The organism is Bacillus sp. PPSBB_2, assembly GCF_045291115.1.
Classification (GTDB): Bacteria; Bacillota; Bacilli; order Bacillales; family Bacillaceae_G; genus Bacillus_A; species Bacillus_A cereus.
Genome location: NZ_CP147983.1, coordinates 683,720 through 697,417 on the forward strand (window position 1 = coordinate 683,720; position 13,698 = coordinate 697,417).

Here is a 13,698-nt window from a genome sequence, read left to right on the forward strand (position 1 = left end):
AAATTAGGAAGGAAGAATAACAAATGAAATTCTTTATTGATACAGCAAACATTAACGAAATTAAAGAGGCAAATGCATTAGGCGTATTAGCTGGAGTAACGACAAATCCATCACTTGTAGCAAAAGAAGGCGTAGATTTTCACGAGCGCATTCGTGAAATTTGCAACGTTGTAGAAGGTCCTGTAAGTGCAGAAGTAATTAGCTTAGAAGCTGATAAAATGATCGAAGAAGGAAAAGAATTAGCGAAAATTGCTCCAAACGTTGTTGTAAAAGTTCCAATGACAACAGAAGGTTTAAAAGCAGTAAAAGCATTCTCTGACTTAGGAATTCGTACAAACGTTACATTAGTATTCTCAGCAGTTCAAGCGTTACTTGCAGCTCGTGCTGGTGCAACATACGTTTCACCATTCTTAGGTCGCTTAGACGATATCGGTCATAACGGTATGGACTTAATTCGTCAAATCGCAGAAATCTTTGCGATTCATGGCATCGAAACAGAAATCATTGCAGCATCTGTACGTCACAGTGTTCACGTAACTGACGCAGCATTAAACGGTGCACATATTGCAACAATCCCAGCAAACGTAATTGCTTCATTAGTGAAGCACCCATTAACAGATCAAGGAATTGAGAAATTCTTAGCTGATTGGGAAAAAACACAAGAGAGATAATAGAAAAGCAAGAATCCTAGTTTAATTGACTAGGATTCTTTTTTATTTAAAAGAATTTTCATGCAATTTTGCATATTGTCTTTTAAATTTGTTATATAAGATATTTAATATATATCACATAACTCTTTATTTTTCATATTTCGATATAAAGTGAAACTTTAATCAGTGGGGACTTTGTTCATCCCCACACTGATTATTAATTGAACCAAGGGATAAAAAGATAGAGGGTCTGACCAGAAAACTGGAGGGCATGATTCTATAACAGAAAGCTTAACGTTTATAGAATTATGCCTTTTTATATAGGGAGGGTAGTAAACGGGGATTTCGACAAAAATGTACTTATTTATCTGAATTTTAAGTTTTATAAAAGGAGAGAAATGGAATGAGAAGAAAAGCGCCATTTAAAGTGTTATCGTCATTAGCAATTGCGGCAATTATCGGATGCACATCTGTAATGAGTGCTCCATTAACATACGCAGAAACGCCAGCAAAAGAGAAAGATAATGTATCTACAACACCAATTGATTACAATTTAATTCAAGAAGATCGTTTAGCGGAAGCACTGAAAGAAAGAGGAACAATTAATCCAGCATCTTCTAAAGAAGAGACGAAAAAAGCTGTCGAGCAATATATTGAAAAGAAACAAGGAGATCAGGCGAATAAAGAAATTCTTCCAGATGCTCACTCACAAGAAACGTCTGATTTCACAAAAAAAGTAAAAGAGAAAAAGATGGAAGAAAAGGAAAATGTAAAAAAGGCTGAAAAAAATGTTAGCCTTGAGCAAAAGCCAGAACCAAATAAAAAGCAATTGAATGGGCAAGTTCCAACTTCAAAAGCAAAGCAAGCTCCATATAAGGGATCTGTTCGATCGGATAAAGTATTAGTGTTACTCGTTGAATTTAGTGATTATAAACATAATAATATTGATCAAACACCAGGTTATATGTATTCGAAAGACTTTAGTAGAGAACATTATCAAAAGATGTTGTTCGGTAATGAGCCGTATACTTTATTTGATGGTTCAAAAGTAAAAACGTTTAAACAATACTATGAAGAGCAGTCTGGTGGTAGTTATACGACAGATGGATATGTAACGGAGTGGCTAACTGTTCCAGGAAAAGCATCTGATTATGGAGCTGATGGTAGCAGTGGTCACGATAATAAAGGTCCAAAGGGTGCACGTGATTTAGTGAAAGAAGCTTTGCATGCAGCTGCTGAGAAAGGACTAGATTTATCCCAGTTTGATCAATTTGATAGATATGATACAAACGGGGACGGGAATCAAAATGAACCTGACGGTGTAATTGATCATTTAATGGTAATCCATGCTGGTGTTGGTCAAGAAGCTGGTGGCGGTAAATTAGGTGATGATGCGATCTGGTCACATCGTTCAAAATTAGCAGTAGATCCAGTAGCGATTGAAGGTACGAAATCAAAGGTAGATTACTTTGGTGGTAAAGTAGCAGCACATGATTACACAATTGAACCAGAAGATGGAGCTGTAGGTGTGTTTGCACATGAATTTGGACATGATCTTGGATTACCAGATGAATATGACACGAAATATACTGGAAATGGTTCACCAGTCGAAGCTTGGTCATTAATGAGTGGAGGTAGTTGGACAGGGAAAATCGCAGGAACAGAGCCGACTAGTTTTTCACCACAAAATAAAGATTTCTTACAAAAGAATATGGGTGGCAACTGGGCAAAAATATTAGAAGTAGATTACGATAAAATTAAGAGTGGTGTGGGAGTTCCTACCTATATTGATCAAAGTGTTACGAAATCAAATCGTCCAGGCGTTGTACGTGTTAACTTACCAGGTAAAAGTGTTGAAACGATTAAACCGGAGTTTGGAAAGCATGCATATTATAGTACAAGAGGCGATGATATGCATACAACGTTAGAGACACCATTCTTTGATTTAACGAAAGGAACAAATGCAAAATTCGATTATAAAGCAAATTATGAGTTAGAAGCAGAGTGCGATTTCGTCGAAGTACATGCAGTAACAGAAGATGGAACGAAAACATTAATTGATAGACTTGGGGAAAAAGTAGTCCAAGGAGATAAAGATACAACAGATGGGAAATGGATTGATAAATCATATGATTTAAGTCAATTTAAAGGCAAAAAAGTGAAACTACAATTCGACTATATTACAGATCCGGCTGTAACATATAAAGGTTTTGCGATGGACAATGTAAATGTAACTGTTGATGGACAAGTTGTATTTTCTGATGATGTAGAAGGACAGTCTAAAATGAATTTAAATGGTTTTGTTGTTTCTGATGGGACAGAGAAGAAAGCTCATTATTACTACTTAGAGTGGAGAAACTATGCGGGATCAGATAATGGTTTAAAAGCAGGAAAAGGTCCAGTGTATAATACAGGCCTTGTCGTTTGGTATGCAGATGATAGTTTCAAAGATAACTGGGTTGGGATGCATCCAGGTGAAGGATTCCTGGGTGTTGTAGATTCTCATCCAGAAGCGCTAGTTGGTAATTTAAACGGAAAACCAGCATACGGTAATACGGGCATGCAAATTGCAGATGCTGCATTTTCATTTGATAAAACACCAGCATGGAGTGTAAATTCATTAACACGTGGTCAGTTTAACTATTCTGGATTACAAGGTGTTACAACTTTTGATGATTCAAAAGTATATAGTAACAAGCAAATTGCAGACGCAGGAAGAAAAGTTCCAAACCTTGGACTTAAATTCCAAGTTGTTGGACAGGCAGAAGATAAATTGGCAGGCGCTGTTTGGATTAAACGTTAATAACATAAAAGCACATTCTTCATATGAAGAGTGTGCTTTTTGATTTGTACAGTAAGTTATTATTTTAGTTTATCCCGCATTAACGGTCAGTAAGATCCCCACCTCAAAATTCAGTGGAAGTAAAGAAGTTAGTTGGGAGATCAACTGCCCGTAAAAGCCCGATTGGTTCAACTAATAATCAGTGGGGAGGAACCAAACCCCCACTGATTAAAGTTTCACTTTATGTAATACAAGTGTTTATTCATGTGTACTGTATCAAATTATGTGGGGAAAGGAAATATTTCCGAGGAAATTGTCGAAGTATCGTCAGTATTTATAAACTTTCTGTTTAAAAGAAGAGATGTATTATTGCCTCTACGGCTCAATTTATTTACATTGTTATTTGGTTATACACAAAAGTAATATATTGGGCAAAAAGAGTTCTATTCGATAGGGCTCTTTGGTTTTGTATTTGATATACAAATATTAACCTCAATTGTTTGGAAATGTATCTTCTTGTTTAGCGTCATTTGGACTTTAACTACAGTTTTTGTTTTTCGTTTATATGAAGAAGGAGATGAGCGGTTACCTTTTATATTTAAATTAATTGGCATTATTCCAACGCTTCCATTATATTACGAGTTATATCAATATGCATTAAAAAAAAGACAACGATGGATTATCCCATCATTGTCTTTTTTACTTTGCTTCTTACATAAATCATCCCAGCAAATGTTAATAAAAATGCTGTCCCGATAATGAAGCTGACGCTAGGTGATGCTCCGATTGCGCCGACTGTAAAGGAGCCAGCAACAACTCCTAATGAGAAGAAGGCATAAAATAATCCGAATGCCTTTCCGCGATTATCGTCTGTAGTATTTTCAACGAGTAAAGCGTTAATAGATGGAAAGAGGATTGCGAATCCAATTCCATAAATCATCATTACGATAAAGAGCATACCTTTTGTAGCAAATAATCCGAGTAAAGATAATGCGAATGCCATAACTGCAATTCCGATTAGCATTAGTTTTGAACGATTAAATCGATCATAAATACGATTTGTTGGAAGTAAGAAGAAGAGGATAGCAGTTATACCAAATACACTTAACATCATGCCTGTTGTGGATGCTTTAAGCGCTAATGCCTCAACTTTTACTGGTAACATGTAAGTGACAATTCCTTGTGAAAACATTAATGTGAAAGCACCAATATATGCTTGTAATAACGGTTCTGATTTTAAAAGTTCAACCATATCTTCTTTGTTCATCATTTGTGTTCTTGATGTATCTTTTCTTGATACGTTATTTGGTAAGAAGAATAGAGATACGATCGTACCAAGAGCCATTAAAATAGAAATAGTAATGAAGACCCATTCTACGCCAGCTGTTGCTTTCATAATACCGCTGAAAGCAGGTCCTACGATTGCGGCTGTTCCAACAGCAGCACCAGATAGAGCCATTGCTTTTCCTTGTCTTTTTGCATTTGTTTGTTTTGATAAAAATGTAAAGGCAGCAGGAATTAAAAAGCCATCACTAAATCCATGCATAAAGCGCACAACTAATAGTTGTTCACCACTTTGAACAACGGTGTATAACAAGACTATGAAACTCGTAATTCCCATGCTTATATAAAGGATTTTTTTTGCACCAAATTTATCGACAGCGGCTCCAGCAATAATATTACCGATCATATTAGCGAATGAGTACATACCGACAACTAGCCCGATAATAAGAGGAGTTCCTCCAAGGCTTTGAGCGAAAGTACTCATAATAGGTAATTGTGAAAATGTATCTAAAAATGCCACGATAACGATAAAGTAAATAAAATATTTCAAGCGATATTCACCTCTCCTATGCTATTATGGCACAATGCTAATTTCACCTGCAATGAAATTGAATTAACAGATGTGGAAAAAAGTACAAAGTGACAAAATATTGAACGTTATTTGTAAAAAATTAGTGGGAATGTGATTGTTTTTTTGAAATATATGGATAGAAGTATTATAATAGAATTGTAAACTTCACCAGGTTAAGTATATACATAGAGAGGGATGTATAAAATGAAAGCACTACTTTGGCATAATCAACGTGATGTACGAGTAGAAGAAGTACCAGAACCAACAGTAAAACCAGGAACAGTGAAAATCAAAGTTAAATGGTGTGGTATTTGTGGGACAGACTTGCATGAATATTTAGCAGGTCCTATTTTTATTCCAACAGAAGAACATCCATTAACACATGTGAAAGCACCTGTTATTTTAGGTCATGAGTTTAGTGGTGAGGTAATAGAGATTGGTGAAGGAGTTACATCTCATAAAGTGGGAGACCGCGTTGTTGTAGAGCCAATTTATTCTTGTGGTAAATGTGAAGCTTGTAAACATGGACATTACAATGTTTGTGAACAACTTGTTTTCCACGGTCTTGGCGGAGAAGGCGGCGGTTTCTCTGAATATACAGTAGTACCAGAAGATATGGTTCATCACATTCCAGATGAAATGACGTATGAACAAGGTGCGCTTGTAGAACCAGCAGCAGTAGCAGTTCATGCAGTACGTCAAAGTAAATTAAAAGAAGGGGAAGCTGTAGCGGTATTTGGTTGCGGTCCAATTGGACTTCTTGTTATCCAAGCAGCTAAAGCAGCAGGAGCAACTCCTGTTATTGCAGTTGAACTTTCTAAAGAACGTCAAGAGTTAGCGAAATTAGCAGGTGCGGATTATGTATTAAATCCAGCAACTCAAGATGTGTTAGCTGAAATTCGTAACTTAACAAATGGTTTAGGGGTAAATGTTAGCTTTGAAGTAACAGGTGTTGAAGTTGTACTACGTCAAGCGATTGAAAGTACAAGCTTTGAAGGACAAACTGTAATTGTTAGTGTATGGGAAAAAGACGCAACAATTACTCCAAATAATTTAGTATTAAAAGAAAAAGAAGTTATTGGTATTTTAGGATACCGTCACATCTTCCCAGCCGTTATTAAATTAATTAGCTCTGGTCAAATTCAAGCAGAGAAATTAATTACGAAAAAAATTACAGTCGATCAAGTTGTTGAAGAAGGATTTGAAGCACTGGTAAAAGATAAAACACAAGTGAAAATTCTTGTTTCACCTAAATAAGATAGAATCGAATAAAGTAGCCCTTTTCTAGAAATAGAAGAGGGCTACTTTTTTTCTATACTGAAAGGTGATAGACTTTCCTTTGACTCAATGTATTTTTGTTTGGAAGGGAGAATCTAATGCTTTCATTTTTGTTAACTTTAAAGCGAATGTTAAGAGCCTGTTTACGAGCGTGGAAAGATAAAGAATTTCAAGTATTATTTGTATTAACAATTCTGACTTTAATATCGGGTACGATTTTTTATAGTACAGTTGAAGGATTACGTCCTATTGACGCTTTATATTTTAGTGTGGTCACGTTGACGACTGTCGGTGATGGGAATTTTAGTCCGCAAACTGATTTCGGAAAGATATTTACAATCTTATACATATTTATTGGGATTGGACTAGTGTTTGGATTTATTCATAAGTTAGCAGTTAATGTACAATTGCCAAGTATATTATCGAATAGAAAAAAAGAGTAAAGCATTCAGATGCTTTACTTTTTTTTACATTAGAGGGTGTTGCAAAACTAAAATAAACATGCAATGTTATGAATCAGAAAAACTAGCTGAACATGCAATAGATAGCGATTTTGACCATACCAACGTGGCTGTTCCAACCCTTTATCTTTGAGTTTACTAAACTGTTGTTCAATTTTCCTACGTTCTTTCATCAATTGTTTACCAAAGATAGTTTGTATAAAATGAGATAATACACGACGATGTGTACTCTTATTTTGTTCACCATTCCTAGGATTGATTGGATTCATGGCAAAGATGTTACATGTTCGTGCAATTTCATAAATACGTTGACTATCGTAAGCAGCATCTGCAACGGAAAATAANAAAGAGTCAATTTGAAATACAGTTTTCAAGAAAAAGCATTTCAGTAAGGCTTTTCTACAGATTGGTGGGCGACCTGTCACAGGCGGAACGCCTTCAATAGTTAAACTGTCTACGTATGCAAATAAAATCTGTAAAATGGATTGATTTTCATCAAATTTGGTTATCATACTAGTAAATCCGTCCTTTCTGGAGATAGTTTCGGTTACTATCATTTTTCCAGGAAAACGGATTTTTTTATGCATTCATTTTTGGATATTTATGAGTTTTGCAACACCCTCTACATTAGTTTAGACAAGCCTTAATAATAGTTTATTAAAATGAAAGTGTATTCATTCATTATATTCACTGTGTATAAAGTTATAATGATATGAACATTTGCATATTTTAATTTAGTGATAGAAATTTCGTGAAAGGTGGGATATTCTAGTCATAGGTTAACCGGACGACATCATAGGATCCTAACAAAATGTTTACAATAATTCAATTATAAAATGGAGGATTTTATATGAAAAAGAAAGTACTTGCTTTAGCAGCAGCTATTACATTAGTTGCTCCATTACAAAGTGTTGCATTTGCTCATGAAAATGATGGGGCACAGAGATTTGGAGTTATTCCGCGCTGGTCTGCTGAAGATAAACATAAAGAAGGCGTGAATTCTCATTTATGGATTGTAAACCGTGCAATTGATATTATGTCTCGTAATACAACACTTGTAAAACAAGATCGAGTTGCACTATTAAATGAATGGCGTACGGAGTTAGAGAACGGTATTTATGCTGCTGACTATGAAAATCCTTATTATGATAATAGCACATTTGCTTCACATTTCTATGACCCTGACAATGGGAAAACTTATATTCCGTATGCAAAGCAAGCAAAGGAAACAGGAGCTAAATATTTTAAATTAGCTGGTGAGTCTTATAAAAATAAAGATATGAAACAAGCGTTCTTCTATTTAGGATTATCTCTTCATTATTTAGGGGATGTAAACCAACCGATGCATGCGGCAAACTTTACGAATCTATCGTATCCACAAGGATTCCATTCTAAATATGAAAACTTTGTAGATACGATAAAAGATAATTATAAAGTAACGGATGGAAATGGATATTGGAACTGGAAAGGTACGAATCCAGAAGATTGGATTCATGGAGCAGCAGTAGTTGCGAAACAAGATTACGCTGGCATTGTAAATGATAATACGAAAGATTGGTTCGTGAGAGCTGCTGTATCACAAGAATATGCAGATAAATGGCGCGCTGAAGTTACACCAATGACAGGTAAGCGTTTAATGGATGCACAACGTGTTACTGCTGGATATATTCAGCTTTGGTTTGATACGTACGGAAATCGTTAAGTATTTAAAAAAGGTCAAATCTCAGAATAGAGTATTTGGCCTTTTTATCACTATACAATACATGGGGGTATGAAACGTGAAATGTAAATTGCTAAAAGGTGTACTTAGCTTAGGTGTTGGTTTAGGAGCTTTATATAGCGGAACGTCAGCTCAAGCAGAAGTGTCTACAAATCAAAATGATACATTAAAAGTGATGACGCATAATGTATATATGCTATCAACAAACTTATATCCGAACTGGGGACAAACTGAGCGTGCTGATTTAATCGGGGCGGCAGATTATATAAAGAATCAAGATGTAGTTATATTAAATGAAGTGTTTGATAATAGCGCTTCAGATCGTTTATTAGGGAATTTGAAGAAAGAATATCCAAATCAAACAGCAGTATTAGGTCGTAGTAGTGGAAGTGAATGGGATAAAACGTTAGGAAACTATTCATCTTCAACTCCTGAAGATGGTGGCGTTGCGATTGTGAGCAAATGGCCAATCGCTGAAAAGATTCAATATGTATTTGCAAAAGGATGCGGGCCAGATAATTTATCGAATAAAGGATTTGTATACACGAAAATTAAGAAAAATGATCGCTTCGTTCACGTGATTGGTACACATTTGCAAGCGGAAGATAGTATGTGCGGAAAAACTTCACCTGCATCTGTACGTACAGACCAATTAAAAGAAATTCAAGACTTTATTAAAAATAAAAATATACCAAATAATGAGTATGTGTTAATTGGCGGTGATATGAACGTAAATAAAATTAATGCAGAGAACAAGAATGATTCAGAGTATGCATCTATGTTTAAAACATTGAACGCTTCTGTACCATCTTATACTGGACATACAGCGACTTGGGACGCAACGACAAACAGTATTGCAAAATATAATTTCCCTGATAGTCCTGCTGAGTATTTAGATTATATTATTGCAAGTAAAGACCATGCGAACCCATCATATATAGAGAATAAGGTGTTACAGCCGAAATCTCCACAATGGACTGTTACATCATGGTTCCAAAAATATACGTATAATGATTACTCTGATCATTGTGAAGTGCACGTTATCAACTCTTTAAAGAGATTAGGTCACAAATTGGTAACGAAAATGATAAATCTTGTTCCATAAATGCAACCACTTCCGCTTGTTTTGACGGGTATAAATGACTATATGTATTTAACGTTGTTGAAACATCCGAATGTCCTAGGCGTTGGGCTACCACCAGTGGACTTACCCCTTTATTTATTAAATATGATGCATGGGAATGTCGAAATTCATGAAGTAGAATTTTGGGTATTCCAGAAGCAACAATATATTTGGCAAAACGTNAGAAAGAAGGAAAAGATGAAAGAGCATGAGTTATTAGGGATTAGAATAGAACTTACAAATCAAATTGAAAAATTTGAAATGAGAATAGTGAAAAAAGTGGCAGAGTCGTGACCGCTTTTTGGCAGGAAATGTGCCGGTTATTTTGGGATTTTCGTGTTATATTTGTATTGTGAGAAGTGGCGGAAAAACACAACTCACTATGTTGTTTCTAAATTTCTAAACGGTTCATAATGACGGCACATAAAATCCGAAACCAGCAGATGGTACTGATTGAATGTTACCGTTGAAAAGAAAGAGCATCCTTAGGGATGTTCTTTTGTTTTTATGTAGCAAAGAGTATGCAGTATACTCTTTGCTAGTTTTCTTTCGTTAGTAACCATACCAATTACGGTGGCTTTCAAGTAAAGCATCGTGTGAAGCATCCCAATACTTCACAGAGTAAGCATAGTCGTAATTCATCATGCATTGAATACCGCTACCAGAAGCATCGTGAGGTAATCCATAATTATGGGAAATTTCATGTTGAATGGCATACGGAGTGTATAAGGTACCGAGATCGAATATGACGCTAATGCCACTTGGGGGAGCGGAAGGATACATATAAGCAATGCCACCAGCGGTAAAGCGAGTATCTTTCGTAAAACCAATTACGAAATCATAAGAGGATGTGTTTCCCCATTCAGTATTTAAATCATACAAGATAGAAGCACTATCATATCCATCGGACTTCCATGTTGTATAATTTACAACAGAAAATTGAATATTATGTTCAGTTAAAAAACTTTGGCCGGCTTTTTCAACGAGTTGTTTCGTCAGAGATTTCCAGTCTGGATGCGCAGCACGGTATTCTTCATCTGCAGCGATCAAAATTGTAACGGTGCGAGTAGGAGCTAAAGTATGAAAAAAAGAATTTGAATTTTTGATGTTTGAGGGTGAGAAGGGATGTAGAGGAGTTGTAACTTTATCTTGGTTCACCTTTGGTAAAGGATCACCAATAACCGGTAGATTGCTAGGGATGGATTGTTGATGGATATCTATTTCTTGTGCGTGTGTAGAAATAGAAGTAAAAGGTACCAGTAAAAGTGCACTACATGCTAAAGCTATAATCATGCGTTTCAGATTCAAATGTTTGTCCTCCTAATAAAATAATGTTGTTCTAAAACATTATATAGAGATTTATTTATAATGGTGATAGGACAAGCACCTTATTTAGAAAAGGATGTATAAAATGTTGAGAAGGTGAAGGGAAATGTTTTTTTTACATGAAAAGAAGCATATAGAGATGTGAAGTGTACTTGTTGAGAAATAAATTAGCACCTTACTACAGAAATGCGCCTATTGTACAATACATTTGTAAGTCAATTTATATCATGGGAGTGATGAATTTGAAACGTATGATGGGTGTAATGTCTACAGTTGTATTAATCGGAACAATGGTATTTGGTGGATCAAATGGGGTGGCACATGCAGATACTACTTCAAAACCATATTAGGTTGTAACGCCAGGCGAACATAACGAGAAGCCTGTGACAATTGGTTTTGATACGCAAAACGAGTTTGAATCTTATGTAAAGAAACATCCAGTGATACCAAACTTATCAAAAACATTCCAGTCATCAAGGATTTATTCCACTTTATATCATGATATTCATTTAAAAGGAGCACAGTTTTCAATAGATGCAAGCCGTAATCCTGTTATTATTACTAATTTTAATAGTAGCAATAATGATAAGGTTTCCTCAATACTTACACATCCGTTTGGAAATTACACAATGATTTATGAACATAATAATGCACAAGGTTATGCATTGGCTATTGTAAATAATGGGAAATATCTAAATTTGACAGATGTTAGTATGGGTGATGGAGAAAGAACATGGAATGATCAAGTATCTTCTGCTACTGTAAAAGCGAATTAATTGCATCAAAAGATGTATAAGAGCATCTGAAAGGAAAAAGCCGGACAATTTTGTTCGGTTTTTCGTATAGGAGAGAAAACAATTTAATTTTGAGGATAAGGATAAAAGTGAATGTAGTTTTGATATCAAAGAGTGATAATACATACTGGACTGTAATACTAGTAAAGAAAGGAGAGTGATCAGATGGAAAAAATATTTGCTACACATGTGAGCTTGATAAATGGAAAAACACATATCTTACATATGAAGTTGGAGAGTTTTATAGACAAAGTGGTTGCGCCAGATGGAAGCTTTAGGGAAGGACTGATACGCTTCGATGACATTGTAATAAACCCAGAACATATTGTTTCTTTGCAGCAAGTCACTTCTGTACGAACGCGTAGGGCGAGTCGAACTATATAGGGAATGTGGAGAAGGCACCTATAGCGGGTGTTTTTTCTATTTTATGAGGAGGATTCACAAAATGGCTAATAACAAATTAATTATTGAAGTAAATGCGGATACAACTGGAGCGTTAGAAGGCATTAAGGAAGTAACAGAAGTTGCAAATGAATGTGCGGAATCGTTAGAAAAGTTAGAAAAGTTTATGAATAGGCTTACGAATAAGAAGAAACAAGAGGATATAAAATTTGTCCTGACATTAGGTGAGAAAGTAGTAGTTAAATCTATTGTTGAGCATACAGCGGATTCAATCCAAGGTCGCGTAGTTAAAGGGAGTGAGATAAATGAAACTAGATAAACAAGAACAAGCGGTTGCAATTGGTATTTTCATTTCGATGCTGGGGCAAGATCTTGTAAATGAGCGTATCGATAAACAGAAATTAGAAAGTGTACTGCCTATTTTTAATGAAATGCAAGATAATACAACACCCAAGCAAAAGAGAGAAGCGATGATCAGTTTGCTTGGTAAAGTGGTGAATGAATTTTTGGAAAAGTAACCATAAAAACAAGAAAAGTAATTCGTATTGGGGACGAATTACTTTTCCGGATGACAATGTTAACTCTATTATAACAATTTGTATTTATTTGTAAATGTATAATCGGAATATTCTTTCTAAAGGAGTGAGGAAAGATGCAAGTCTACTGTTCTAGCTGCAATAAAGATTACGATATGCAACCACAAGTAGCACAACTTCCTAATCGTATTGAGAAGTGTTACTTCATATGTCCTCATTGTGGCCATGAACATGTTGCTGCATATGTGAACGATAAGATTCGCAAGCATCAAGCGGATATAGCTAAGTGTCATGAACAGATTAATAAAAAGAATCTGGCCATCGAGGATGAAATGAAACGATTGAGGAAGAGGATGGGAGGTGCCAAGTAAACCATTCAAGCCGTGCAAGTCATTAGGTTGCAATGAACTAACACGGGATAAGTATTGTGCTAAACATACCGAAAAAGGAAAAGAAACTGTAAGATATTACGACAAACATATGCGAAACAAAAGCTCACGTTCATTCTACAATTCAAGACTGTGGAAGGATATGCGTGAGCTTATGTATCGTAGAGATCATGGCTTATGTGTTCAATGTAGAAGCAAGGACATCATTAAGATAGGTGATGTAGTCGATCATATCATTCCTATTCGTGTTGATTGGTCGAAACGATTAGAGCCGACTAATTTACAAACGCTTTGCCATGCTTGTCACAACAAGAAAACAAAAGAAGATGAGAAGAAAAACAGAAAATGATTGGAAAGAAAAAATTCACAAACACCCCCCCAT

Annotated in this window: 15 protein-coding genes and 2 pseudogenes; 13 read left to right on the top strand and 4 right to left on the bottom strand. The window is 35.5% G+C overall.

The annotated features are described in order from the left end of the window. Window positions 1–23 precede the first annotated feature (23 nt). The 3 genes and pseudogenes from fsa to V6946_RS03325 all read left to right on the top strand — a co-directional run. A complete protein-coding gene (gene fsa, locus V6946_RS03315; protein WP_006918022.1) occupies window positions 24–671 on the top strand; it encodes a fructose-6-phosphate aldolase in 648 nt (215 codons plus the stop codon). A gap of 382 nt (window positions 672–1,053) precedes the next feature. After that, window positions 1,054–3,453, top strand: a complete 2,400-nt coding sequence (gene inhA2, locus V6946_RS03320; RefSeq protein ID WP_366982250.1) for a M6 family metalloprotease immune inhibitor InhA2 — start codon at window positions 1,054–1,056, stop codon at window positions 3,451–3,453. A gap of 429 nt (window positions 3,454–3,882) precedes the next feature. Then, window positions 3,883–4,191: pseudogene (locus V6946_RS03325) on the top strand (hypothetical protein); the annotation flags it as partial. Here the strand turns inward: V6946_RS03325 and V6946_RS03330 are convergent. Continuing rightward, entirely contained in the window at window positions 4,112–5,266 is a 1,155-nt protein-coding gene (locus tag V6946_RS03330; RefSeq protein WP_000873272.1) for an MFS transporter, read from the bottom strand. The pseudogene V6946_RS03325 and the gene V6946_RS03330 overlap by 80 nt on opposite strands. A 225-nt stretch (window positions 5,267–5,491) precedes the next feature. Here V6946_RS03330 and bdhA point away from each other — a divergent pair, with 225 nt between their 5' ends. Both bdhA and V6946_RS03340 read left to right on the top strand, forming a co-directional pair. Then, window positions 5,492–6,544, top strand: a complete 1,053-nt coding sequence (gene bdhA, locus V6946_RS03335) for a (R,R)-butanediol dehydrogenase (protein ID WP_000645827.1) — start codon at window positions 5,492–5,494, stop codon at window positions 6,542–6,544. 119 nt (window positions 6,545–6,663) lie between these two features. Then, the gene (locus V6946_RS03340; protein WP_000948210.1) at window positions 6,664–7,008 is read left to right on the top strand and encodes a potassium channel family protein; all 345 of its coding nucleotides are present in this window, start codon (window positions 6,664–6,666) and stop codon (window positions 7,006–7,008) included. 47 nt (window positions 7,009–7,055) lie between these two features. Here V6946_RS03340 and V6946_RS03345 read toward each other — a convergent pair whose 3' ends face one another. Further along, a complete protein-coding gene (locus V6946_RS03345; protein ID WP_406622212.1) occupies window positions 7,056–7,538 on the bottom strand; it encodes a transposase in 483 nt (160 codons plus the stop codon). Between the two features lie 338 nt (window positions 7,539–7,876). On the opposite strand from V6946_RS03345, the gene cerA reads away from it, so the two are divergent. Beyond that, the gene (gene cerA / locus V6946_RS03350; protein ID WP_000730995.1) at window positions 7,877–8,728 is read left to right on the top strand and encodes a phospholipase CerA; all 852 of its coding nucleotides are present in this window, start codon (window positions 7,877–7,879) and stop codon (window positions 8,726–8,728) included. A gap of 76 nt (window positions 8,729–8,804) precedes the next feature. Next, window positions 8,805–9,851 (top strand): sphingomyelinase C, encoded by a 1,047-nt coding sequence (gene sph / locus V6946_RS03355; RefSeq protein WP_406622214.1) that lies wholly within the window; start codon window positions 8,805–8,807, stop codon window positions 9,849–9,851. Here sph and V6946_RS03360 read toward each other — a convergent pair. After that, window positions 9,790–10,017 (bottom strand): annotated as a pseudogene (locus V6946_RS03360) (tyrosine-type recombinase/integrase); the annotation flags it as partial. The gene sph and the pseudogene V6946_RS03360 sit on opposite strands and share 62 nt — an antisense overlap. On the opposite strand from V6946_RS03360, the gene V6946_RS03365 reads away from it, so the two are divergent. Beyond that, the gene (locus V6946_RS03365) at window positions 9,978–10,163 is read left to right on the top strand and encodes a hypothetical protein (protein ID WP_406622345.1); all 186 of its coding nucleotides are present in this window, start codon (window positions 9,978–9,980) and stop codon (window positions 10,161–10,163) included. The pseudogene V6946_RS03360 and the gene V6946_RS03365 sit on opposite strands and share 40 nt — an antisense overlap. 258 nt (window positions 10,164–10,421) lie before the next feature. Here the strand turns inward: V6946_RS03365 and V6946_RS03370 are convergent, their stop codons facing one another. Continuing rightward, window positions 10,422–11,177: a zinc-dependent metalloprotease gene (locus V6946_RS03370; RefSeq protein ID WP_006920692.1), complete on the bottom strand. Its 756-nt coding sequence runs from the start codon at window positions 11,175–11,177 to the stop codon at window positions 10,422–10,424. A gap of 401 nt (window positions 11,178–11,578) precedes the next feature. Here V6946_RS03370 and V6946_RS03375 point away from each other — a divergent pair, with 401 nt between their 5' ends. From V6946_RS03375 to V6946_RS03395, 5 genes are all read left to right on the top strand, one after another. After that, window positions 11,579–11,971, top strand: a complete 393-nt coding sequence (locus tag V6946_RS03375; protein WP_406622215.1) for a hypothetical protein — start codon at window positions 11,579–11,581, stop codon at window positions 11,969–11,971. Window positions 11,972–12,434: 463 nt separating this feature from the next. Then, window positions 12,435–12,710 (top strand): hypothetical protein, encoded by a 276-nt coding sequence (locus V6946_RS03380; RefSeq protein WP_406622216.1) that lies wholly within the window; start codon window positions 12,435–12,437, stop codon window positions 12,708–12,710. After that, window positions 12,697–12,909 (top strand): hypothetical protein, encoded by a 213-nt coding sequence (locus tag V6946_RS03385; protein WP_406622217.1) that lies wholly within the window; start codon window positions 12,697–12,699, stop codon window positions 12,907–12,909. Before V6946_RS03380 ends, V6946_RS03385 begins: the two co-directional genes overlap by 14 nt. Before the next feature lie 134 nt (window positions 12,910–13,043). Further along, a complete protein-coding gene (locus V6946_RS03390; RefSeq protein WP_197229012.1) occupies window positions 13,044–13,298 on the top strand; it encodes a hypothetical protein in 255 nt (84 codons plus the stop codon). Beyond that, window positions 13,288–13,665 carry an HNH endonuclease gene (locus tag V6946_RS03395; protein WP_406622218.1) on the top strand — a complete coding sequence of 126 codons (378 nt, stop codon included), beginning with the start codon at window positions 13,288–13,290 and terminating at the stop codon, window positions 13,663–13,665. The genes V6946_RS03390 and V6946_RS03395 overlap by 11 nt, the downstream gene beginning before the upstream one ends. Window positions 13,666–13,698 lie beyond the last annotated feature (33 nt).

Bases quoted from the DNA above. Each gene is read 5' to 3' on its own strand.
- cerA (WP_000730995.1), top strand. From the start codon at position 7,877: ATGAAAAAGAAAGTACTTGCTTTAGCAGCAGCTATTACATTAGTTGCT.
- V6946_RS03385 (WP_406622217.1), top strand. From the start codon at position 12,697: ATGAAACTAGATAAACAAGAACAAGCGGTTGCAATTGGTATTTTCATT.
- V6946_RS03340 (WP_000948210.1), top strand. From the start codon at position 6,664: ATGCTTTCATTTTTGTTAACTTTAAAGCGAATGTTAAGAGCCTGTTTA.
- fsa (WP_006918022.1), top strand. From the start codon at position 24: ATGAAATTCTTTATTGATACAGCAAACATTAACGAAATTAAAGAGGCA.
- V6946_RS03390 (WP_197229012.1), top strand. From the start codon at position 13,044: ATGCAAGTCTACTGTTCTAGCTGCAATAAAGATTACGATATGCAACCA.
- bdhA (WP_000645827.1), top strand. From the start codon at position 5,492: ATGAAAGCACTACTTTGGCATAATCAACGTGATGTACGAGTAGAAGAA.
- V6946_RS03380 (WP_406622216.1), top strand. From the start codon at position 12,435: ATGGCTAATAACAAATTAATTATTGAAGTAAATGCGGATACAACTGGA.
- inhA2 (WP_366982250.1), top strand. From the start codon at position 1,054: ATGAGAAGAAAAGCGCCATTTAAAGTGTTATCGTCATTAGCAATTGCG.